Here is a 21752-nt window from a genome sequence, read left to right on the forward strand (position 1 = left end):
TTATGTCAGTGGTATTTATACTAAAAACCATAAGTGAGCTGAGTCGATATAAGTTATTTTATAGTGATCGAGTGAGTTTTTTGATCGCCAAAAATGCGTTTCGGCGGAGATGGGCTATCGATTTCGGATGATATCGTGACGTATGTTGTCAATAAGGGTAAAAAATAACTTATATGAATTTTGAAAATTGTATTTATACTACTATAATTGAAACTACGTACTGAAATCGTTCTGTTCGTGTCTTTGATTTCTCGGAGCCACATGTGCGTCTAGTCGGCGATCGATTCCGACGACATCGTCGCTGTACCAGCATACTTTCATCGTCGATGGATGGTGTCTCGACGATCTGGCCGGGTGACAAGGGTTAAAGTTCAAAAATGGTATATATGTACCGGTAAAATGCTGGTTTGCTGCGGTATCTCGCCATAATGCGCGGTGCGGCAATTTGAATGCATTTCGATCCGGTTTCCAGCTGCGCTTCATTGACTTTCCATTAACGGACGCTTCGCATAACGATGCTTGACGCATGAGGTGTGCCGGCTGATTCCGGCGGTCTGCGCAAGTATCGCCGTTCGAATGAGAAAGCGGGTCGTGACGGCAAACGGTTCACGGTCACTGCGGAATCCATTCAGCCTGCGAGATCGCCGGCGATTCCGGCGCCCGCGTCGAGCGTGCCGATCATGATCCCGGCGAGGTCGTCACTGAAGGTGGCCGCGTGGCTTCGAACGGTCGTCAGGCGGATGGACCTGCCTGGCCGGACTCGATCCCTCTTCCGTGTCTCCTCCGGAGTGGGCGCTGGACGAACCGGCCTCCGCATCGATCCGGGGGGCTGGTTGAAATCCATGCGGACGTCGCGCACGAGCGAGTCGAGGATGCAGCCGAGCGAGGAGCGTCTGACGCTCGCCCTCGATAGCGGCGTCGAGGGGATCTGGGACTGTAACCTCGCCGACCGATCGATCTGGATCTCCGAGCGCTGGCTCGCCCGCCTCGGTTATACCGTCGACGCCATCGAGGCCAGGCAGCCGATGGATCACATCGTCCACGCCGAGGACCGCGAGCGCCTGACCCTCGCCATGATCGAGCACGTCAAGGGCCTCGCCTCCACCTACGAGTGCGAGCATCGCGTCGTCTGCGGCGACGGCACCTCGTTCTGGGTTCTCACCCGCGGGCGGGTCGTGGAATGGGACGGCACGGGCCGGGCCGTGCGCGCGGTCGGAACCCAGATCGATATCACCCACCGCCGGGAAGCCGAGGCCCGCGTCGCGTACCTGGCCCTGCACGACGACCTGACGAGCCTGCCCAATCGCCGCCTGCTTCGCCAGCGGCTCGACCGGGCGGTGATACGCGCTCGGGAAGGCCGGTCTTCCGCCGCGGTGCTCGCCTGCGACCTCGATGGTTTCAAGGCCGTCAACGATACGCTCGGCCATACCGGTGGCGACCGTCTCCTGCGCATCGTCGCCGATCGCCTGCTCGAAGCCGTGGGCTCCGGCGATACCGTGGCCCGGCTCGGGGGCGACGAGTTCGCCCTCGTGCTCGAAGGGCTCGGCGGTCCGCACGAGGTCGATGCGATCGCCAAGCACGTGATCGCGGTTCTCGGTGCCCCCATCGAGATCGACGGCATGATGGTCGAGATCGGTGTCGGCATCGGCGCCGCGATGGTGCCGGACGAGACCATCACCGCCGACGACCTGCTCCGACGGGCGGATATCGCGCTCAACGAGGCCAAGACGACGGGGCGTGACACGTATCGCCGGTTCGAGCCTGCTCTGGCCGCGCGCCATTCGGCGCGCCACCTCCTCACCTTCGACATGAAGGACGCGATCCGGCGGGGCGACTTCCACCTCGTCTACCAGCCGGTCATCGACCTGGCGGCTGAGACGGTCACGAGCTTCGAGGCGCTGATGCGCTGGCGTCACCCCGAACGGGGTCTCATCTCGCCCATGGAGTTCATTCCGGTGGCGGAGGAGACCGGGTTGATCGTGGCCCTCGGCGCCTGGGCCCTGGCCGAGGCGTGCCGCGAGGCGACGGCATGGCCCGACGAGATCCGCGTCGCCGTCAACGTCTCGACGGTACAGTTCCAGCACGATCTCGAGCGCTCGGTGTCGAGCGCCCTCGACGGGGCGGGCCTGTCGGCGGACCGGCTCAAGCTCGAAGTGACCGAGAGCGCGCTGATGCGGGACCCGGAGCGCGTCGTGGCGACCTTGCACCGCCTGCGGGCGCTGGGCGTCAGGATCGCCCTGGACGATTTCGGCACCGGCTACTCGTCGTTGAGCTACCTGCGGCGGTTTCCCTTCGACAAGATCAAGATCGACCGCACCTTCATCAAGGACATCGCCGAGCCTGATGCGGCGGCCATCGTGAGGGCGGTGGTGGGTCTCGGGGAGCGGCTTGGCATGAGCATCGTGGCCGAGGGTGTCGAGACGGCGGAACAGCTCGATCTCGTCAGGAGCGAGGGCTGCGACGAGGTCCAGGGGTTCCTGTTCAGCCGGCCGCTCCCCGCCAGCGAGGTCCAGGCGTTCCTGCGCTCCCGCCGCGCGAGCGCGGCGGCATAAACGGGATCAGGCCGCGCGCTTGTTCGCGGCCGGGCCGAAATGACCGATGTAACGGGCGGCGATGGCCGAGACCGGGAGGACCACGAACACGTCCGTGGTGCCGAACTGGTGGTCGATGACCGCGCCGTCGCCGAAAGTGGCGCCCACCCGCAGGTAGCCCTTGATCAGGGGCGGGAGCGACTGGAGCGCGGCCTTGGCATCCACCACCTCGCGCGGCAGACGGTCCATGGCCACGTGCCGTCCCGGCAGAGCCCTGGCGCACCAGGGCTCGGGCGCGCGGGCATGGTGGTGGAGGAAGCTGAGCGCCAGGGCGAGCCTGTCCGGGTCGGTCCCCTCCAGGCTGGCGCAGCCCAGCATCGCGTCGATGCGGTGGTGCTGGACATAGGCCCAGATCCCCGCCCAGAGCAGTTCCACCGTGCGCTTGGTCCGGTAGGGTTTCAGCACGCAGGACCGGCCGAGTTCGAGGAAGCGCTTGCCGGGATGCGCGGCGAGCAGGGGCGCGATGTCGTATTCGCCGGCGGTGTAGAAGCCGAAATTGCGGTCGGCCGCGTCCTGGCGCAGCAGGCGGTAGGTGCCCACCACCTTCGGCCTCGGGCGGCGGAAGGGTTTCGCCTCCGTCGCCGCATGGTCGATCACCAGGAGATGGTCGCAGACCGTGTCGTAATCGTCGATGTCCCGCCGGGACAGCAGGGACATGCCCGAGGCCACCGCCGACATCTCCTGGTAGAACACCCGGTAGCGCAGGCGCTGGGCGCGGCGGATCTCCGAGACGGTGGTGGCGAGGCGCACTTCGAGGTCGCCGATGCGGCCGAGCACCGGGTCGAGACCCGGAGCGGCCAGGGGCTTCTTCAGGCGCGGCTTGAACCGGATCGGCGTTCCGCCCGGCGGGATCAGGGACCGGCCACCGGCGCCGGGAAGGCTCGCGAAGCCCGGCAGGCCGGAGAAGCCGGCATGTCCCGCCTCGAGGCGCTTCTGCTTGAACCGGGCGAAGGGCGCGTGGACATGGGCCTCCCAGCCGTTGAGCCAGGCCGTGGACGCATCACGCGCGAAGTTCGGGACCATCGTCCATTCCGCTCTGCCGGACCCGCGAGGCCGGCTCCCGATGGAGCCTGGAGCCTCATATCCGCGAGGCCACATCATCACGAAGCCCGAACGCTTTTATGACAGGCTTTTGCGTGAATCCAGAGACGGTTAGTGTCACGCCAAAATGGTTCGCCGGCGACCTGTCCATGGGTAGCCGCCGAACCTTTCCCATTCTCCTCTTTTCCGGCTCAGGCAACGGGGAAGAGAGGGTAGCCGGACCGGTCTCAGACGAACTGGTTCAGGCCGGGGATCGAACCGACGATCGGCCCCATCACGTCCTCGCCGGCCTTCTCGCGGCCGAAGGCGAACAGTTCGGCGCCCAGCGGCTGCATCTGTCCCATGGGAACGCCGGCCGACATCAGCTTCTGGCCCAGCGCCATCACGCCCCCACCCATCATGCCGCCGAGCATGCCCATGAGGCCGCCGCCGCCCTCGCCCTCGTTCGCCTGGGCCGCCGCCGCGTCCGCACCGGGCATCGCCGCGAAGAGCTGGGCGACCTCGGTGGCCGGGCCTTCCTTCTGCAGGAAGGCGAGGATGTGGCCGATGGCCGTCTGCGCCGTCGCGGCGTCGAGCCCGGTCTTGGTGGTGACGCGGGCGATCAACTCTTCCATGTAACGATGCTCCAACGCATGAGTGTGCGTAGTCCATCTGGTCTGTCCGCGATGAAATCAAGCGCCAGGTGCGGTGCTGCTGGAAAATGCGTCCCCCGGGCGTCATAACCGCGGGGTCGCAGCGCTGGGCGCGACGCGAAGCGGTGGGATCAGGCGATCATGCAGAGCGACGGCACCATCCTCGTCGGCAAGAGCGGCACCAAGCCGGAGGCGCTCACCCTCAAGCTCGCCAACCGCCACGGCCTCGTGGCCGGCGCCACCGGCACCGGCAAAACGGTGACGCTCCAGGTTCTGGCGGAGGGGTTCTCCAATGCCGGCGTCCCGGTCTTCGCCGCCGACATCAAGGGCGACCTCTCGGGGCTGGCGGCGGCGGGCGAATCGAAGCCGGTCTTCGTCAAGCGCGCGGAAGAACTCGGGATCGCCTACGAGCCCGACCGTTTCCCCACCGTGTTCTGGGACCTGTTCGGGGCGCAAGGGCACCCGATCCGCTGCACGGTGATCGAGATGGGGCCGCTGCTGCTGGCCAGGCTGCTCGAGCTCAACGACACGCAGGAAGGCGTACTCAACATCGCCTTCCGCGTCGCGGACGACAACCAATGGCCGGTCCTCGACCTTAAGGACCTGCGCGCGCTGCTGCTTTACTGCACTGAGAACCTGAAGGAGATCTCGGCCAAGTACGGCAACGTCTCGGCCGCCTCCGTCGGGGCGATCCAGCGGCAATTGCTGATGCTGGAGAACCAGGGCGCGGACCAGTTCTTCGGCGAGCCGGCGCTCGACCTCAACGACTTCATGAAGCGGGACCGCGACGGGCGCGGCATCGTCAACATCCTGGCCGCCGACAAGCTGATGCAGCGGCCGCGCCTCTACGCCTCGTTCCTGCTCTGGATGCTGTCGGAACTGTTCGAGCAGCTGCCGGAGGTGGGAGACCTCGACAAGCCGAAGCTCGTCTTCTTCTTCGACGAGGCACATCTCCTGTTCGACGACGCGCCAAAAGCCCTCCTCGACGCGGTGGAGCAGGTGGTCCGCCTGATCCGCTCCAAGGGCGTGGGTGTCTATTTCGTGACGCAGAACCCCCTCGACCTGCCGGAATCGGTGCTCGGCCAGCTCGGCAACCGTGTCCAGCACGCGCTGCGCGCCTTCACGCCCCGCGACCAGCGGGCGGTGAAGGCCGCCGCCGACACGTTCCGGCAGAATCCCGGCTTCGACGTCGCCTCCGCCATCACTGAACTCGCCGTCGGCGAGGCTCTGGTGAGCTTCCTCGAGGCCAAGGGCACGCCCTCGATCGTGGAGCGCGCCCTCATCGCCCCGCCGCAGGGGCGGGTCGGCCCGCTCACCGAGGCGGAGCGCGCCGAGCTGATCGCGAAAAGCCCGCTGCGCGGCAAGTACGACGAGTCGGTGGACAACGAGAGCGCCTACGAGATCCTGGCCGCTCGCAAGGGGCTGGATTCCACTTCCGCCGAGGCGGCGCAGCAATCGGAAGGGGGCTTGAGCGGCATGCTCGGTGGGCTGCTGGGCGGAGTCCTTGGGTCCAAGCCCGCCGCCAAGGGCGGCCGCCGCCCGCCGCAGAGCCTGGCCGAACAGGTCATCGGCAACGCGGCCCGCTCGATGGCGCGGACGGTGGGCACGCAGGTGGGGAATGCGATCCTGCGAAATGTACTTGGCGGGTTGATGAAGCGGTAGAGGCGTCCGAGCTTCAAGTAAACTGAAAAACTTCCGATTCTGTTGGGATATTGCTTTGATCGTGACCATTAATGGACTTAATTTCGATAATGTCTGGCTCGTTGTATTGTCGGCGAATTCATTTTATTCTGAAAGTATGGAATAATTTTCCCTGGATTGATAATGCCGACCGGTGTTTCGCGAAAAAACTGAATTAACGCGATGTTGATGTATGTAATCCAAATCTATCGCCCTCTCTCGAGGGCTGCGGGTCATGCTTTGACGTCTCAAAATCATCTACAAGTTGGGTCTCGCCATCGGGTTTGTCTGTGCCGTCCTCGGTACCTGCGTCTGGTACACGACCGGACGCCTCGTCGAGATCGGTGGGGATTATGGACGGTTCATCGCCCATGAAGCGAAGGGGGCGGCCAATGCGCGGCGCGCCAACCGGTTCGTGTTCGAGATGAACCATGCCCTCTTCCGGGCCATCACCGAGCCGGATGCCGAGGCCAAGAAGCGTTATCTGGCGCAGATGGATCAGGCGTATCCCAGGCTCAAGCAACTGATGATCGACCTGCCGAAGGAGACGCCGGCTTTCGCGGCCCGCGTCCAGGCGATCGCCGCTCAGATCGACCGTCTGATCGCTGACAGTCTCAAGGTGCGTGCGCTGGTGGAGAAGGGTGAGGCCGCCCAGGCGCTCGACCTGATGCACGAGGCGGTCGATCCGAACTTCAAGGAAATCTACACCGCCTGCGGCGTGCTCTCCAGCGATGTCACCAGCTATATGGATACTGGCGCCGCCTCCCTGGCGTCGCTGACCGAGTCGACCCGGTCCGCCGCTTTGGCGGCGAGTGGGCTCGGCATCGTGCTGAGCCTGGTCTGCGCGGGACTGATCTCGATCTTCGGCATCACCCGGCCCATGGGCAACCTCGTCGCCGTGCTTCAGCGCATGGCCGGAGGCGCCACCGATATCCGCATCTCCGAGGCCGCGCGCGGTGACGAGATCGGCGCGATCGGCAGGGCCGTTGACGGGATCCGGACCATGGTCGCCGCCAGGGCCGCCGAGCAGACGGAGATCACGCGCATCGCCGACGAGGCCGCGGCCACCGAGCGCCGCCGCGGGATGATCGAACTCGCCGATGGTTTCGAACTGGCGGTGGGTGGAATCGTCGGCATGGTCTCGTCGTCCGCGACAGAACTGCAGGCCACCGCCTCCACCATGACGGCCACCGCCCATGAAACGGCCAGCCAGTCGACGACGGTCGCGGCGGCGGCCGAGCAGACCGCGACCAATGTCGGCACGGTTGCGGCGGCGGCGGAGGAGCTCGGTTCCTCCGTCCAGGAGATCAGCCGCCAGGTCGCGGGCTCCGCGACCCTCGCCCTCACGGCGGTCGGCGAGGCGGACCAGACCGCCCGCCTCGTGAACGAACTGAGCCGGGCGGCCAGCCGGATCGGCGACGTGGTGAGCCTGATCTCGACCATCGCTGGGCAGACCAACCTCCTCGCCCTGAACGCGACGATCGAGGCCGCGCGGGCCGGCGAAGCGGGTCGCGGCTTCGCGGTGGTCGCCACGGAGGTGAAGGAACTCGCCAGCCAGACGGCACGGGCGACCGAGGAGATCTCCAGCCAGATCACACGGATCCAGGGAGCGACCGGCGATGCGGTTCATGCCATCGGTGGAATCTCGACCCGCATCCGCGAGATCAACGCGGTGGCCGCCACGATTGCCGCGGCCGTCGAGGAACAAGGCGCGGCGACGCAGGAGATCGTTCGGACCGTCGCCCAGGCGGCCGTGGGCACCAACGAGGTGACGAGCAACATCTCCGGAGTGGCGGGCGCCGCTGAGGAGACCGGAGCGGCCGCCTCCCAGGTACTGTCGTCGGCCTCCGAGCTGTCGCGCCAGTCCGAACACCTGAGAGCCGAGGTCGGCCGGTTCCTGGCCAACGTGCGCGCCGCCTGAGCGGCGCTCGACGCAAAGGCCCGTCCATTCATTGACAGGCGGGCGAAACCCGACTAGCTGACATCCGCAACGCGCGGCTTCCTCGACGAAGTCCGCGCGTTTCGCGTTCGCAGCATCGCTCGAATCGGTGTCGCGGATGACCTGAACAAGAAGACGGTCCAGGCTCGCAAGGCTGGAGGCCGGCAGAGAACACGAAGAGAGAACGATGTTCGCAGTCATCAAGACGGGCGGCAAGCAGTATCGCGTTGCCGCCAACGACACCATCACGATCGCCACCGTCGAGGGCGAGCCCGGCTCCGCCGTGACCTTCGGCGAAGTCCTCCTGTTCGCGGACGACGCGGGCGCCACCCAGGTCGGCGCGCCGCTCCTGTCGGGCATCAGCGTCGCCGGCGAGATCGTCAGCCACGGCCGCGACGCGAAGGTCATCGCCTTCAAGAAGCGCCGCCGTCAGAACTCGCGCCGCAAGCGCGGTCATCGCCAGCACCACACCGTGGTGCGCATCACCGGCATCAGCGCCTGACGTTCTGATCGAGACATTCGGAGTCAACCACAATGGCCCATAAAAAAGCAGGCGGCTCGTCCCGCAACGGCCGTGATTCGGCCGGTCAGCGCCTCGGCGTGAAGAAGTTCGGTGCCGAAGCCGTCATCGCCGGCAACATCATCGTCCGTCAGCGCGGCACCAAGTTCCACCCCGGCGTCAATGTCGGCATCGGCACGGACCACACCCTGTTCGCCAAGGCGGACGGACGCGTGCTGTTCCAGGTGAAGCGCGGCCGCGCCTTCGTCGCTGTCGTGCCGCACCAGGAAGCCGCGGAGTAATCCACGGCCTCCCACCGCGAGGCGGCGCCCGCACCGGGCATCCCGTCATCGACGATCGTCGGACATCGAAGGGAGGATGGTGCGCCATCCTCCCTTTCGTCGTCTGCGCGGGTCTCCGTCGTCCGGACGGTGTCGCCCTCGGAAGCGGAGCCGCGATGACGCAACGCACGCTCGTTCTGGCGGCCCTCGCCGCGACCGGTTCGGTCGCGGTCGCCCTCGTGCTTCTGGGTGGCGGAGGGGAGCCTCCCGCGACCCCGGTCGCGGACATTCAAAGACCGTCGCCACGGAGCCCGACGCTCTACTGCGAATTCTACAACTTCGTCGGGCGAAGCCCCAAGGTCGGCTTCACCTTTGCGATCTCCGACCAGGACGAGCGGCCGGTCTTCGCCCAGGTGAGCCAGTTCGAGATGGACGGGACACGGGCCGAGTTCGGCTCCGATGCCCGCCCGATCTGGGCCTTCGACGACGCGCAGGTACCGGCGACCCTCACCTCGCCGGATGGCGCCATCGTCATCAATCTCTACGCCTACGACCGGACGAAGTCGGGTGGGGCGTGGTTCGAGGCGGGCCTGCGCAGCGTGCAGTACCTGAACCTCGACGGGAAGTGCCGACAAGGCGCAGCCTGAACCCGAACCCGCATGTGATTCGCCAAGGTCCGGAGCCGGCAGGCCCCGCGCTCGGCGAATGAACGACAGAGACGAGAACACCCGTGAAATTCCTCGACGAAGCCAAGGTCTATGTGCGCTCCGGTGACGGCGGCGCCGGCTGCGTCGCGTTCCGGCGCGAAAAGTTCATCGAGTTCGGCGGCCCCAACGGCGGCGATGGCGGCCGGGGCGGCGATGTCTGGGTCGAGTGCGTCGACGGCCTCAACACGCTGATCGACTACCGCTACCAGCAGCACTTCAAGGCCAAGAAGGGCGAGCACGGCATGGGCTCGAACCGCCACGGCGCCAATGGGGCGGACGTGGTGCTGAAGGTGCCCGCCGGCACCGAGATCATCGCCGAGGACGGCGAGACCCTGATCGCCGACATGACCCATGTCGGCCAGCGCGTGCGTTTGGCCAAGGGCGGCAATGGCGGCTTCGGCAACGCCTATTTCACCACCTCGACGAACCGCGCCCCGAAACACGCCAATCCGGGCCTCGAAGGCCATGAGCAATGGATCTGGCTGCGCCTGAAGCTCATCGCCGATGCCGGCCTCGTCGGCCTGCCCAATGCCGGCAAGTCCACCTTCCTCGCCACGGTGACGGCGGCGAGGCCCAAGATCGCCGATTATCCCTTCACCACCCTGCATCCGGGGCTCGGCGTGGTCCGCTCGGACGAGCGCGAATTCGTGCTCGCCGACATTCCCGGCCTGATCGAGGGCGCCCATGACGGCGTCGGCCTCGGCGACAAGTTCCTCGCCCATGTGGAGCGCTGCCGCGTGCTGCTCCACCTCGTGGAGGCGACGAGCGAGCATGCCGGCAAGACCTACAAGCTGGTGCGCAAGGAACTGGAGGCCTACGGCAACGGTCTTGCCGACAAGCACGAGATCGTCGCCCTGTCGAAATCCGACGCCGTCGATCCCGACACGCTGAAGGAACAGGTGGCGCGTCTGAAGCGGGCTTCCAAGGCGAAGCCGCTGATCCTGTCCTCGGCCACTGGGCTGGGCGTGCAGGACGCCCTGCGCGCGATCACCCGGGAGATGATGGAAGCCAAGGCGGCCGAGGCCGAGGCACAGCCGGTGGAGGCTTGGCAGCCCTAATTCCCTAGAGTGCGCGTGGTTGAGGCACGCTGTCGACGTTGACGCTGTGCCGCCACTAGCCGCTCCATCCTCTTCAGGTCAGTGGAGCCGATACGAAAAGCGCAATCAACCCAGGTATCTACCACGCGGTGCATGCTATCTAAGTCTATCCGCATTGAGAGCCTGCGAGCCTCCATCATCGACGCGAGGCCATTAAACTTCTCGCCATAGAGGTCGACGAAGGCACGGACCTTTCGAATGCCTTCGCCTTTCGAAACCACGTAATCCACCGCACCCATGTCATACATCGTGTGGGCGGTGTGTGAACCGGCTTTCAGAACCATATCTTCGGTACGTCGCATGCCGATACGCTCCGCGATGTAGGAATATGCGCCCATACCGGGAAACATATTGAACTTCATCTCGGGCAGTCCGAAGCGGGATTGCTCCTCTGCGAAAAGGAAGTTGCAAGAACGCGCGGATTCGAACCCGCCGCCGAGGGCCTGGCCCTGTACGAGGCACATGGTCACCACCGAGAGCCCAAGCCCCGTATGGCTGATATAACCCGAGTGGATGCACTCGTTGCCGTAATCGCGAAGGGTTTCATGGTCTCCTTCTCTGATGCATCGGACAAAGAGGTCGAGGTCGCCACCCAGGCACCAGATCCCTGGCTCACCCGAGGTGTGGAGAAGGAAGCGCACCGGTCTAGCTTCGAATGGGATGCCCACCATAAAGTCCGCCAAGCCATCGCAGAGCGCCCTGTAATCTCGGAGAAGTTGGAGCGAGAAGCATGGGCGGTCACGGAACATCAGGGTCGTGATGAGAAGTCGGCGCTTGTGATCGTATGCGATGCCGATCTCCGTGAGTCGGCCACGCAATGTATCCATGAAATCCTCAAAATCGACCGCGGGAGAGGCGATTCTAGGATGCACGTTCACAGCAGTACCAACCTGAGGCATGATTGATCGAAGGCGATGCCGTAAGAAGCACTCCTCCAGGGCGAACATTATCGCGCATGCAATCTTAACGGGATGTGGTTCAAGGAGATCGTGTTTCGACGCATCCCCAGAATGGTGGCGTGCCCTGGCGAGGACGGCTTAGCGATCGCTTCCTCTCGCTACACTGCGAAAAGGACAGTGCTTCTTATCCCTTCTGAGCCCAGCAGAATTACTCCGCGATCCGCCCACAAGCGGCGAAGGTCTAACCCCGGTCTCAGCCTGCGGCGAGGGCGGTGCTCCGTTCGGTCCATGGGTACGTTTTCACTCCCGCAACGTTTACCCCCTATTCAAGACGGGGGAACGGGCTTGCATACGTAGCAGACCGAGACATGCGCCACTTGCCCGACCTTCGTGGACCGGACCCATGCGCTGCCGCTGCTGTTCAACGGCGAGGACTTCGTTCACACGGATATCGCGTTCGCCTACACCCCCGTGCCATGACCTCTTCTCCCCAGACCGCCCCGTCCCAGATCCCCTCCCTTCAGGATTTCCGCCGCGTCGTCATCAAGGTCGGCTCGGCGCTGCTCGTCGACCGCGCGCGCGGTCGCCTGCGCCATGCCTGGCTGGCGGCGCTCGCCGAGGACATTGCCGATCTGCATGCGCGGGGCGTCGACGTTCTCGTCGTCTCGTCCGGGGCCATCGCCCTGGGGCGGACGGTGCTCGGCTACGCGCCAGGCACGCTCCGGCTGGAGGAGAGCCAGGCCGCCGCCGCCGTGGGGCAGATCGCGCTCGCGCGCTACTGGGCCGAGGCGCTCGGCCATCACGGCATCGCGGCGGGCCAGATCCTGGTGACGCCGCAGGACACCGAGGAGCGCCGCCGCTACCTCAATGCCCGCGCCACCGTGCTGAAGCTCCTCGAAGTCCGTGCCGTGCCGGTGGTCAACGAGAACGACACGGTGGCCACCAGCGAGATCCGCTACGGCGACAACGACCGTCTCGCCGCCCGCGTCGCCACCATGATCGGGGCCGACGTCCTGGTGCTGTTCTCCGATATCGACGGCCTCTACACGGCGCCCCCCGCCAGTGACCCGAACGCGCGTCATCTGCCCCTCATCGAGCGGATCACGCCCGAGATCGAGGCCATGGCGGGCGGGCCGGCCTCGGAACTGTCGCGGGGCGGCATGCGCACCAAGGTCGAGGCGGGTAAGATCGCCGCGAGCGGCGGCACCCACATGATCATCGCCGACGGGCGCGAGAAGAACCCCCTGCGCACCATCCTGCAGGGGGGGCGCTGCACCTGGTTCCTGTCCGGCTCGAACCCCGTCGCCGCGCGCAAGGCCTGGATCGCCGGCTCGCTCGAGCCGCGCGGTATCCTCGTGGTCGATGCCGGAGCGGCCCGCGCACTGCAGGGTGGCGCGAGTTTGCTGCCGGTCGGCGTCACCGGATTGTCGGGAAATTTCGGGCGGGGGGATGCCGTGATCATCCGGGACGTGCAGGGCCGCACCCTGGGGCGCGGCCTCGTGGCTTATGACAGTGCACAGGCGGCACAGATCATCGGTCGCCCGAGTCGGGAGATTGCGGAATTGCTCACTCATCCCGGTCGCGCTGAAATGGTGCATCGCGATGACCTGGCGATGGTCGGAGAATAGGCTCGACTATTAAGCAATGTGCTTGTTTTGCCGCCTCGACGCATGGCATGAGGGCACAATCGATATGCTGCCATCGCCTTGAACGGTGAGCTGCGAGGAAACAGACCGTGCCCGTTCTGAACCTGAGATCCGATTTCACCGCCGCCCCCGATCTTACCGAGCAGATGCAGGAGATCGGCCACCGCGCCCGCGCGGCCGCCCGCAAGATCGCTCAGGCCTCGGCCCAGGCGAAGGATGTCGCCCTGCGCCAGGTGGCCGAGTGCCTGAGGGCGAGCCGGGAGGCGATCCTGGCCGAGAACGCCCGCGACGTCGCCGCCGCCAAGGCGAGCGGACAGACCCAGGCGCTGATCGACCGTCTCACCCTCGACGAGGGCCGGCTCGCCGCCATGGCCGATGCGGTGGCCAAGATCGGCGCGCTGCCCGACCCCGTCGGTCGCCAGCTCGCGGCGTTCGAGCGCCCGAACGGGCTGCTGATCGAGCGGATCGCCGTGCCGCTCGGCGTCGTCGGCGTCATCTTCGAGAGCCGTCCCAACGTCACCGCCGATGCGGGGGCCCTGTGCCTCAAGGCCGGCAATGCCGCTATCCTGCGCGCCGGGTCGGACAGCCACCGCACCGCCATGGCCATCGCGCGTGCCATGCGGGAGGGGCTGGAGGCCGCCGGTCTGCCGGCGGACGCGGTGCAGATCGTCCCCACCCGTGACCGCGCGGCGGTGGGCGCCATGCTGTCGGGCCTCGACGGCTGCATCGACGTCATCGTGCCCCGTGGCGGGCGCGGCCTCGTGGAGCGGGTCCAGTCCGAGGCCAAGGTCCCGGTCTTCGCCCATCTCGACGGCATCTGCCACGTCTACGTGGCCGCCGGCGCGGATCTCGACATGGCGCGCACGCTGGTGATCAACAGCAAGATGCGCCGCACCGGCATCTGTGGCGCCGCCGAGACCCTGCTCGTCGATGCCGCCGTGGCGGAGACCCACCTCGCCCCCCTGGTCACGGCGCTGATCGAGGCCGGTTGCAGCGTCCGCGGCGATGAGGCGACGCAGGCGGTGGATGCGCGGGTCACCGCCGCCACCGAGATCGACTGGCGCACCGAGTATCTCGACGCCATTATCGCCGTGAAGGTGGTGGACGGGCTCGACGCGGCGATCGCCCATATCGAGGCCAACGGCTCGCACCATACCGACGCCATCGTCACGGCCGATGCCGCCGAGGCGACGCGCTTCCTCGCGGAAGTCGATTCGGCCATCGTCACCCACAATGCCTCGACGCAATTCGCCGATGGCGGCGAATTCGGCTTCGGCGCCGAGATCGGCATCGCCACCGGGCGCATGCATGCGCGCGGTCCCGTGGGCGTGGAGCAGCTGACGACCTTCAAGTACCGGGTCCATGGCCGCGGGCAGACGCGTCCTTGATGCGGCCTGCCTGATGCGGCTCGCCGGCTCCACCCGTGCGGCTTGAGGCGGAGGGGCTCGTCCGGCTGCCTCCCGCCGTGCCCGGCCTGCGGATCGGCCTTTATGGCGGGTCCTTCAATCCGGCCCATCTCGGCCATCGCCACGTGAGCCTCGTGGCGCTGAAACGGCTGCGGCTCGACCGCATCTGGTGGATGGTCACCCCCGGCAACCCGCTCAAGGACCGCACGGCTCTCGCTCCCCTCGAGACGCGGATCGCGGTGGCATCCGCCGTCGCCGACCATCCGCGTATCGCCATCACCGGTTTCGAGACGCAGATCGGCGCCCGCTACACCCGCCAGAGCCTGGCCTACCTCCAGGCCCGCCGCCCCGCCGTGCGCTTCGTCTGGATCATGGGGGCCGACTCTCTCGCGGCATTTCACCGCTGGCGCGATTTTCGTGCTATCGCCGCCACGATGCCGATTGCCATCATCGATAGGCCGGGCTTCACCCTGACGGCGCCGAGCGCCCGAGGGGCGCAGGCGATGGGACGATGGCGCATCGACGAATCGGATGCGGGGCTCCTCGCCGATCTCGAACCCCCGGCCTGGGTGTTTCTCCATGGCCCGCGCTCGACCCTGTCGTCCACGGCCCTCCGGGCCGGACGATGACGAGCGCGTCGCGACTCTTGAAAACGGAGAGTGATCGTTCCACTCTCTCCAGACTATAGATTGTTCAGGTAAAATGACCGCCGTCACTTCGGGAATCGAGACACTGACCGATTCGCACCCTTCCGGGACCACAGGTTCCGACCACGCCACCGATCAGCGCATCGGCGATCTCAAGGCGCTCGCGCTCGATTGTCTCGAAGACATGAAGGCCGAGGAAACCATCGAGATCGATCTCGCCGGTCGGACCTCGCTCGCCGACACGATGATCATCACCTCCGGCCGCTCGCAGCGCCATGTCAGCGCCATCGCCGACCGGATCCTGCAGGAAATGAAGTCCAAGGGCTTCGGAACGGCCCGTGTCGAGGGCTTGCCCGCCTGCGATTGGGTGCTGATCGATACGGGCGACATCATCGTCCATATCTTCCGCCCGGAAGTCCGCGGCTTCTACAATCTCGAGAAGATGTGGGGCGCCGATCGTCCCACCACCGACCTCATGGCCGGCTGAGCACCGGCCCGATGGCGCGGGGCGCCTGACGCGTGCGTCTGCTCGTGACGGCGGTGGGGCGCCTCAAGCCCGGTCCCGAGCGGGATCTGGCTTCGCGCTATCGTGAACGGGCGGTCCAGCTCGGTCGCGGGTTGGGTCTCACCGCCTGCGACGTCGTCGAGATTCCGGAGAGCCGGGCCCGGCGCCCCGTCGACCGCAGCGTGGAGGAGGGGGCAACGATCCTGTCCCATGCCCCGGCGGCGTCGAGCGTGCTGCTGGTCTATGACGAGCGCGGGCGCTCCGACTGGACCAGCGAGCGCATCGCCGAGCGGATCGCGTCCTGGCGCGACGCGGCCACGGCGACCTTGGTCGTCGCCATCGGCGGCGCCGACGGGCTGGCGCCTGCGGTGCGCACGCGCGCCGACCTCTCTCTCGCATTCGGGGCGGCCACCCTGCCTCACGGCCTTGTGCGCGTGCTGGCCCTGGAGCAGGTGTACAGAACGCTGACGATCCTTGCGGGACATCCCTATCACCGGGGCGACATCGACGCATGAGGGGCGGATACGCGCGGCGCGGGCCTGACGGCGGAGCGATCCGCATCGCTGCCTTGGCGGCGATGGCGTTGCTGGCGCTCGGTCGTGCCCAGGCCCAGGACAGCGCGAAACAACAGGACGCGCCGAAACCGCAGGATGCCGCCGCCGCCGACGCGGTGCAGCGCGCCATCGACGAGAAGGCCCGCCGCGCCGAGAACCTGAAGCGGATCGAGGAGCAGCTTGCCGCCTCCACCGGCGCGCGGGCCAAGCTCGAGGCGGAGATCGCCTCGGTCGCCGGAGACCGGGCCAAGCTGAATGCCGCCCTCCTCGATGCCACACGCCAGGCCCAGGCGACGGAGGACCGGATGAGCCGGCTGGAGGAGCGCCTGAAGACGCTCACCGCCAGCGAATCCGGCATCCGCCGCTCCCTGGAAGCCCGCCGGGGCGTCATCGCCGAAATCCTCGCCGCCCTGCAGCGCATGGGCCGGAGGCCGCCCCCGGCCGTGCTGGTCCAGCCGGAGGACGTGCTCGCCGTGATCCGCACCTCGATGCTGCTCGGGGCCGTGGTGCCCGAACTGCGCGGCGAGGCCGAGACCCTGGCCGCCGACCTCACCGAGATGGTGCGGCTGAAGGGGCTCATCGCCGCCGATCGCGAGGGCCTGCAGAACGACCTCACCGGCTGGGCCAGGGAGCAGCAGCGGATCAACGCCCTCATCTCGGCCCGCCGCACCCGCCTCGCCGAGGTGGAGAGCGGGCTTGTCACCGAGCGCGCGCGCACGGCCGAGCTCGGCGTCCAGGCGAAAAGCCTGAAGGAGCTCCTCGACCGGATGGAGAACGAGGTCGCCTCGGCCCGCCGGGCGGCGGAGGAGGCCCGCGCCGCCGAGACGAAGGAGGCGCGGGCGACCCAGGAGCGCTTCGCGGCGGCCGGCACGCGCGATCCCGCGCGGCTCGCCCCCAAGATTCGCTTCGTCGACACCCGCGGCGAGGTGCCCAAGCCCGTGAGCGGCGCCACCCTGCGCGGCTTCAACCAGCCCGACGGCAATGGCGGAACGACCCGCGGCATATCGCTCGCGACCCGCCCGAAGGCGGTGGTCTCGTCTCCGTCCGATGGGTGGGTGTCGTTCGCCGGGCAGTTTCGCTCGTATGGACGACTCTTGATCATCAATGCCGGCGATGGCTACTATCTGCTGCTGGCCGGTATGGATCAGATCAGCGTCGAGGTCGGACAGTTCGTGCTTGCGGGGGAACCGGTGGCGGCCATGGGTGAGGGCGGCCAGGGCACCGCTCCGGGCGACCGTGACGGGCCGGTTCTATACGTCGAGTTCAGGAAAGACGGCGGCTCCATCGATCCGGAGCCGTGGTGGGCGAAGAGCCCCAGCGAGAAGGTTCGCGGATAATGCGCAAGATTTCCCTAGTCCTGGCCGGCGCGTTTCTTGGCGTCGGTTCCTCCCTCCTCGCGACCCAGACGCATCTGCTCTCCGGGACCAGCGCGGTGGCGGCCTCCGCGGAGACCTATCGCCAACTCAGCCTGTTCGGCGACGTGTTCGAGAAGGTGCGGACCGACTATGTCGAGAAGCCCGACGAGGCCAAGCTGATCGAGGCGGCCGTCAACGGCATGCTCACCTCGCTGGACCCGCATTCGAGCTACATGGACTCGAAGAGCTTCCGTGACATGCAGGTGCAGACCAAGGGCGAGTTCGGCGGCCTCGGCATCGAGGTCACGATGGAGGACGGCCTGATCAAGGTGGTCAGCCCCATCGACGACACCCCCGCCTCCAAGGCCGGCATCCTCACCAACGACATCATCACGCAGATCGACGAGGACCAGGTCCAGGGGCTCACCCTGAACCAGGCCGTCGACAAGATGCGCGGTCCGGTGAACTCGCCGGTGAAGCTCAAGATCTCCCGCAAGGAGTCCAAGGATCCCATCGACGTCGTGCTCAACCGCGACGTCATCAAGATCAAGCCGGTGCGCTCGCGGGCCGAGGGCGGCGATGTCGGCTACATTCGCCTGACGCAGTTCACCGAGCAGACCTATGACGGCCTGCGCAACGCCATCGACAAGCTCTCCACGGAAGTGGGCCAGGACAAGCTGAAGGGCTACGTCCTCGACCTGCGCAACAATCCGGGCGGCCTCCTCGATCAGGCCGTGTCGGTCTCCGACGCGTTCCTCGACCGGGGCGAGATCGTCTCCACCCGAGGCCGCAACCCGGACGAGACCCAGCGCTTCTCGGCCAAGTCCGGCGACCTCACCAAGGGCAAGCCCATCGTCGTGTTGGTGAATGGCGGCTCGGCCTCGGCCTCGGAGATCGTGGCCGGCGCCCTGCAGGATCACAAGCGCGCCACGGTGCTCGGCACGCGCTCCTTCGGCAAGGGCTCGGTCCAGTCGATCATCCCGCTGGGCGGCAGCGGCGCCCTGCGCCTCACCACGGCGCGCTACTACACGCCGTCGGGCCGCTCCATCCAGGCCAAGGGCATCGAGCCGGACCAGGAGGTCCTGCAGGAGATCCCGGACGAGCTGAAGGGCAAGGACGAGACCAAGGGCGAGGCCGGCCTGAAGGGTCACCTCAAGCAGAAGGATGTCGAGGAGCGCGGCGGTTCGTCGGCTTACGTCCCGCCGGACCCGGCCAAGGACAAGCAGCTCATCGCCGCCGTCGACTTCATCCGCGGCATCCAGAAGGGCGCGGCCAACACGCCGAAGGCCGCCGTTCCGAACTGACGATCCCGGCACTGTCCTGAAACGCGACTCGTGTCGCTGGATTTAAACAAACATTAACCAGCGCGGCCCGCAATGTCGGTGAGAACCGACTCTGCGGGCCGCTTCGTTTCTCGCATCGTGCGCGCCCAGCATCCGTCGGTCGCGAGCCTTCAGGGAAACGGCTGACCGTGGCCACCGACGACATCCTGACCCGTCCGCTGGGGACCAAGAGTGCTGCGGCGTCCCGCACGCTCGGCCAGCGGTTGCGCGGCGTCTCGATGCCCCGGATGAGCCCGGCGGCAGTGGTCGCAATGGCGGTGGCGGGCCTCGCCATCGGCCTCACCATCCTGGCGATGGTTGGCGACCCCCAGGGCGGCGAGCCGTCCGCCGTCGCGACGATCACCCTGCGCGAACCGGCCGCTCCTCCTCCCGTGGCGAAAGCCCCCGAGCCCCCGCCATCGGCCCCGCGCTCGGCCGGCGAGGTCGAGACGGCATCGGGCGTCCGTGTGGTGCGGCCCGCCGGCACGGACGCCCCCACCGAGGCGGTGATCATCCGCGTGCCCGACAGCGAACCCGTGCGCCTCGTCGGTCCCGATCCCCGGCTGATGGAACGAGGCCGTCACGGCAACGTGCCGAAGATCGGCGACGGTCGCCGCCGGCCCCTCGACGTCTATGCCCGCCCCGATTCCGGTGCGGGGGCGCCGGGCGCGCGCATCGCCATTCTCGTCACCGGCCTCGGCGTCGGGCAGGCCGCCACGGCGGGCGCCATCGCCAAGCTGCCGCCCGCGATCAGCCTCGCCTTCTCGCCCTATGGCGGCGACCTCGAACGCAGCGTCGCCCGCGCCCGCGATTTCGGCCACGAGATCCTGGTCCAGGCGCCGATGGAGCCGTTCGACTATCCCGACAGCGATCCCGGCCCGCAGACCATGCTGACGAGTTCGCGTGCCCCTGAGAATCTCGACCGGCTGTCCTGGGTGATGAGCCGGTTCGGGGGCTATGTCGGCCTCGTGAACTTCATGGGAGCCAAGCTCGAGGGCGATGCGGCCGCCTTCGAACCGGTGCTGCGCGAGATCGGCACCAGGGGGCTGGGCTTCGTGGATGACGGCACCTCGTCGCGCTCCCTGGCGACGTCTCTCGGCGGCAAGCTGAAGATTCCCGTCGCCCGCGCCGAGATCGTCCTCGACGCCATGCCCCAGGCCGAGGCGATCGACCGCGAACTCGCCCGGCTCGAAGCCCAGGCCAAAGCCAATGGGTTCGCGCTGGCCTCGGCCGGGGCGATGCCCATGACGATCGAGCGGATCGCCCGCTGGTCGCGCGACCTCGAAACCCGTGGCATCCGCCTCGTCCCCGTCAGCACCGCCCTGCGAGGGACGCCGCCCGCGCGCCTGTCGAGCGCGGGGCAGTGAGTTGGGCGGCGGCTGAGTTATTCGGCTGAGCTGAGCGACCGCGTGCGGTCCGGGCGTGAGCATCCCCTCGCCCCGCCTGCGGGGAGAGGGACGCGTCTCCCTCTCGTCGGGGAACGCGTCGAGGCGGTAGCCGAAGGTGAGGGGGCTCGTCCGGGGTGAGGCTCATTCGGAACCGCCCCCTCACCCTCGCTCCGCTCATCACAGGCACGACAAGGTGCCTGTGATCCTCTCCCCGCGCGCGGGGAGAGGGGAACCCGCTCATCCGTATGCGCTCTAGCGCTGCGCCAGAGTCTCTATGATGGCCGGCGGGGTCGGGGCCGGCATTTGTCCGGTGAGAGAGGCCGAGAGGATCGTCGGCAGGGTCTGATCGTAGCGCGTGACGAGGGCGGCGAAGCGCGACGGCGCCTGCTCGTAGGCCGGCTTGAACCCGCGCACCCGCATGAGCGCGGGAACCGAGGCCGCCACCATCCAGCGCGACCAGACCGCCTCGGCGACGAGAATCGGGCGGCGCTGGGCCGGGATCACGATCACGTCCTGGCCGGCATAGGCCAGGGCCTCGGGCCGGCTCACATCGCCGAGGGAGACGCCCTTGGCGGAGAGGGCGGCCCAGAACGGATGCTGCGCGCCGTCGGAATAGGTGGTGCGCACGGCGGCACTCCCTTCCTCCACGAGGCTCGCGATGCGCGCCTCCTCCTGCACCCGGCGCGCCGTCACCAGGGATTCGAGGGCAGGGTCCTTGTAGGGGAGGAAGGCGTAGCGGCCGGCGGTGACGGTGACGTTGGGCTCCTCACCCGTCGCCTCGAACCGGTCCGAGCCTTCCTTGAGCTGGCGCCAGAAGGCGATGTTCGGGTCCGTCCGGTAGCGGGCCATGTTCGCCGCATTCATCCGGAACGGGTAGGACTGGAACTGGAACGCCGCCTGACCGCCGGCGAAGGCGTCGCGGGCGATGGCGTAGATCTCGCCGACCACCTGATCGGTCATGGCGAAACACCCCATGGACGAGCAGACGCCATGGACCATCACGGCCGAGCCGGTGGAGCCCTGCGCACGGTCGTAGGCGTTGGGATAGCCCACATCGAAGGAGAGGTAGTAGCTCGAATTCGGGTTCATCTGGCGCTGGGGCACCGTGTAGAACCCCTCCGGCGTCTGCCGGTCGCCGGTCTTGCGCTTGGGGCCGAGCTGGCCCGACCAGCGGCAGATCGGGAAGGTCTTGATATGGACGAAGCGCCCGCCGGCGGCCTTCTTCCAGACCTCGATCTCGGATTCCTTCTTGTAGGCCCTGAACAGGACCGGCGCCGAGGCGCTGGTGCCCTTCTGGCTCATCAGCGCGAGGGTCGCCGCCGGGATCGGCGCGGTGGCCTTGGCCGATTGCGCCCGTGCGAGGCTGGGCGCGGCGAGCGCCAGGGCGAACAGGAAAACCCAGGCGACGGCGCGGCGCTGTACGACTGGCGAGGGTAGAACGACCATGCCCGGCCCTGGAGAGGGATGCACCGACTGACCGCCGGCACCGTGCAACAGGGTGCACGAATCCCTGCTTATCCCATCCCAATGGGGCGGCAATAGGGGTGGGGGCGTGGTCCGTTG

The 21752-nt window shown here is 67.2% G+C and carries 19 protein-coding genes; 15 read left to right on the forward strand and 4 right to left on the reverse strand.

All coding sequences use genetic code 11. The annotated features are described in order from the left end of the window. Positions 1-872: 872 nt before the first annotated feature. Positions 873-2552 carry a putative bifunctional diguanylate cyclase/phosphodiesterase gene (locus MBTS_RS06230; protein WP_192215262.1) on the forward strand — a complete coding sequence of 560 codons (1680 nt, stop codon included), beginning with the start codon at positions 873-875 and terminating at the stop codon, positions 2550-2552. A gap of 6 nt (positions 2553-2558) precedes the next feature. Here MBTS_RS06230 and olsB read toward each other — a convergent pair whose 3' ends face one another. Then, positions 2559-3614: a l-ornithine N(alpha)-acyltransferase gene (gene olsB / locus MBTS_RS06235; RefSeq protein WP_056146937.1), complete on the reverse strand. Its 1056-nt coding sequence runs from the start codon at positions 3612-3614 to the stop codon at positions 2559-2561. 245 nt (positions 3615-3859) lie between these two features. Beyond that, the gene (locus MBTS_RS06240) at positions 3860-4246 is read right to left on the reverse strand and encodes a hypothetical protein (protein ID WP_018041676.1); all 387 of its coding nucleotides are present in this window, start codon (positions 4244-4246) and stop codon (positions 3860-3862) included. A 159-nt stretch (positions 4247-4405) separates the two neighbouring features. On the opposite strand from MBTS_RS06240, the gene MBTS_RS06245 reads away from it, so the two are divergent. The 6 genes from MBTS_RS06245 to obgE all read left to right on the forward strand — a co-directional run bounded on the left by MBTS_RS06245 (position 4406) and on the right by obgE (position 10428). Continuing rightward, on the forward strand, positions 4406-5926 hold the full coding sequence (locus MBTS_RS06245) for a helicase HerA-like domain-containing protein (RefSeq protein ID WP_192215263.1): 1521 nt from the start codon (positions 4406-4408) through the stop codon (positions 5924-5926). Between the two features lie 283 nt (positions 5927-6209). Beyond that, entirely contained in the window at positions 6210-7865 is a 1656-nt protein-coding gene (locus tag MBTS_RS06250) for a methyl-accepting chemotaxis protein (protein ID WP_210322687.1), read from the forward strand. Between the two features lie 205 nt (positions 7866-8070). Then, positions 8071-8385: a 50S ribosomal protein L21 gene (rplU, locus tag MBTS_RS06255; protein WP_018041679.1), complete on the forward strand. Its 315-nt coding sequence runs from the start codon at positions 8071-8073 to the stop codon at positions 8383-8385. 32 nt (positions 8386-8417) lie between these two features. Beyond that, positions 8418-8684 carry a 50S ribosomal protein L27 gene (gene rpmA, locus MBTS_RS06260; RefSeq protein ID WP_018041680.1) on the forward strand — a complete coding sequence of 89 codons (267 nt, stop codon included), beginning with the start codon at positions 8418-8420 and terminating at the stop codon, positions 8682-8684. 155 nt (positions 8685-8839) lie between these two features. Then, the gene (locus MBTS_RS06265; RefSeq protein WP_192215264.1) at positions 8840-9310 is read left to right on the forward strand and encodes a hypothetical protein; all 471 of its coding nucleotides are present in this window, start codon (positions 8840-8842) and stop codon (positions 9308-9310) included. A gap of 83 nt (positions 9311-9393) precedes the next feature. Then, positions 9394-10428, forward strand: coding sequence for a GTPase ObgE (obgE, locus tag MBTS_RS06270; protein WP_056146931.1), 1035 nt, complete (start codon positions 9394-9396; stop codon positions 10426-10428). Here the strand turns inward: obgE and MBTS_RS06275 are convergent. Next, a complete protein-coding gene (locus MBTS_RS06275; RefSeq protein ID WP_192215265.1) occupies positions 10425-11366 on the reverse strand; it encodes a crotonase/enoyl-CoA hydratase family protein in 942 nt (313 codons plus the stop codon). The two genes, obgE and MBTS_RS06275, sit on opposite strands and share 4 nt — an antisense overlap. Before the next feature lie 476 nt (positions 11367-11842). On the opposite strand from MBTS_RS06275, the gene proB reads away from it, so the two are divergent. The 8 genes from proB to MBTS_RS06315 all read left to right on the forward strand — a co-directional run bounded on the left by proB (position 11843) and on the right by MBTS_RS06315 (position 20168). After that, positions 11843-12994, forward strand: a complete 1152-nt coding sequence (gene proB, locus MBTS_RS06280; RefSeq protein ID WP_192215266.1) for a glutamate 5-kinase — start codon at positions 11843-11845, stop codon at positions 12992-12994. Positions 12995-13101: 107 nt separating this feature from the next. After that, on the forward strand, positions 13102-14400 hold the full coding sequence (locus MBTS_RS06285; RefSeq protein ID WP_192215267.1) for a glutamate-5-semialdehyde dehydrogenase: 1299 nt from the start codon (positions 13102-13104) through the stop codon (positions 14398-14400). 35 nt (positions 14401-14435) lie between these two features. Then, positions 14436-15047, forward strand: a complete 612-nt coding sequence (locus tag MBTS_RS06290; protein ID WP_056146923.1) for a nicotinate-nucleotide adenylyltransferase — start codon at positions 14436-14438, stop codon at positions 15045-15047. 73 nt (positions 15048-15120) lie between these two features. Then, the gene (gene rsfS, locus MBTS_RS06295) at positions 15121-15552 is read left to right on the forward strand and encodes a ribosome silencing factor (protein ID WP_018041688.1); all 432 of its coding nucleotides are present in this window, start codon (positions 15121-15123) and stop codon (positions 15550-15552) included. 32 nt (positions 15553-15584) lie between these two features. Then, on the forward strand, positions 15585-16085 hold the full coding sequence (rlmH, locus tag MBTS_RS06300; RefSeq protein WP_056146922.1) for a 23S rRNA (pseudouridine(1915)-N(3))-methyltransferase RlmH: 501 nt from the start codon (positions 15585-15587) through the stop codon (positions 16083-16085). After that, positions 16082-17461: a murein hydrolase activator EnvC family protein gene (locus MBTS_RS06305; protein WP_373321231.1), complete on the forward strand. Its 1380-nt coding sequence runs from the start codon at positions 16082-16084 to the stop codon at positions 17459-17461. Before rlmH ends, MBTS_RS06305 begins: the two co-directional genes overlap by 4 nt. Next, positions 17461-18783 carry a S41 family peptidase gene (locus MBTS_RS06310; protein ID WP_018041691.1) on the forward strand — a complete coding sequence of 441 codons (1323 nt, stop codon included), beginning with the start codon at positions 17461-17463 and terminating at the stop codon, positions 18781-18783. The genes MBTS_RS06305 and MBTS_RS06310 overlap by 1 nt, the downstream gene beginning before the upstream one ends. A 161-nt stretch (positions 18784-18944) precedes the next feature. Further along, complete coding sequence (locus MBTS_RS06315; protein WP_147831133.1) at positions 18945-20168, forward strand: divergent polysaccharide deacetylase family protein; 1224 nt, start codon at positions 18945-18947, stop codon at positions 20166-20168. Between the two features lie 273 nt (positions 20169-20441). On the opposite strand, the gene MBTS_RS06320 is transcribed toward MBTS_RS06315, so the two are convergent. Beyond that, a complete protein-coding gene (locus MBTS_RS06320; protein WP_187273377.1) occupies positions 20442-21635 on the reverse strand; it encodes a L,D-transpeptidase family protein in 1194 nt (397 codons plus the stop codon). Positions 21636-21752 lie beyond the last annotated feature (117 nt).

Origin of the sequence: Methylobacterium bullatum (genome assembly GCF_014845095.1) — a bacterium.
Lineage (GTDB): Bacteria > Pseudomonadota > Alphaproteobacteria > Rhizobiales > Beijerinckiaceae > Methylobacterium > Methylobacterium bullatum.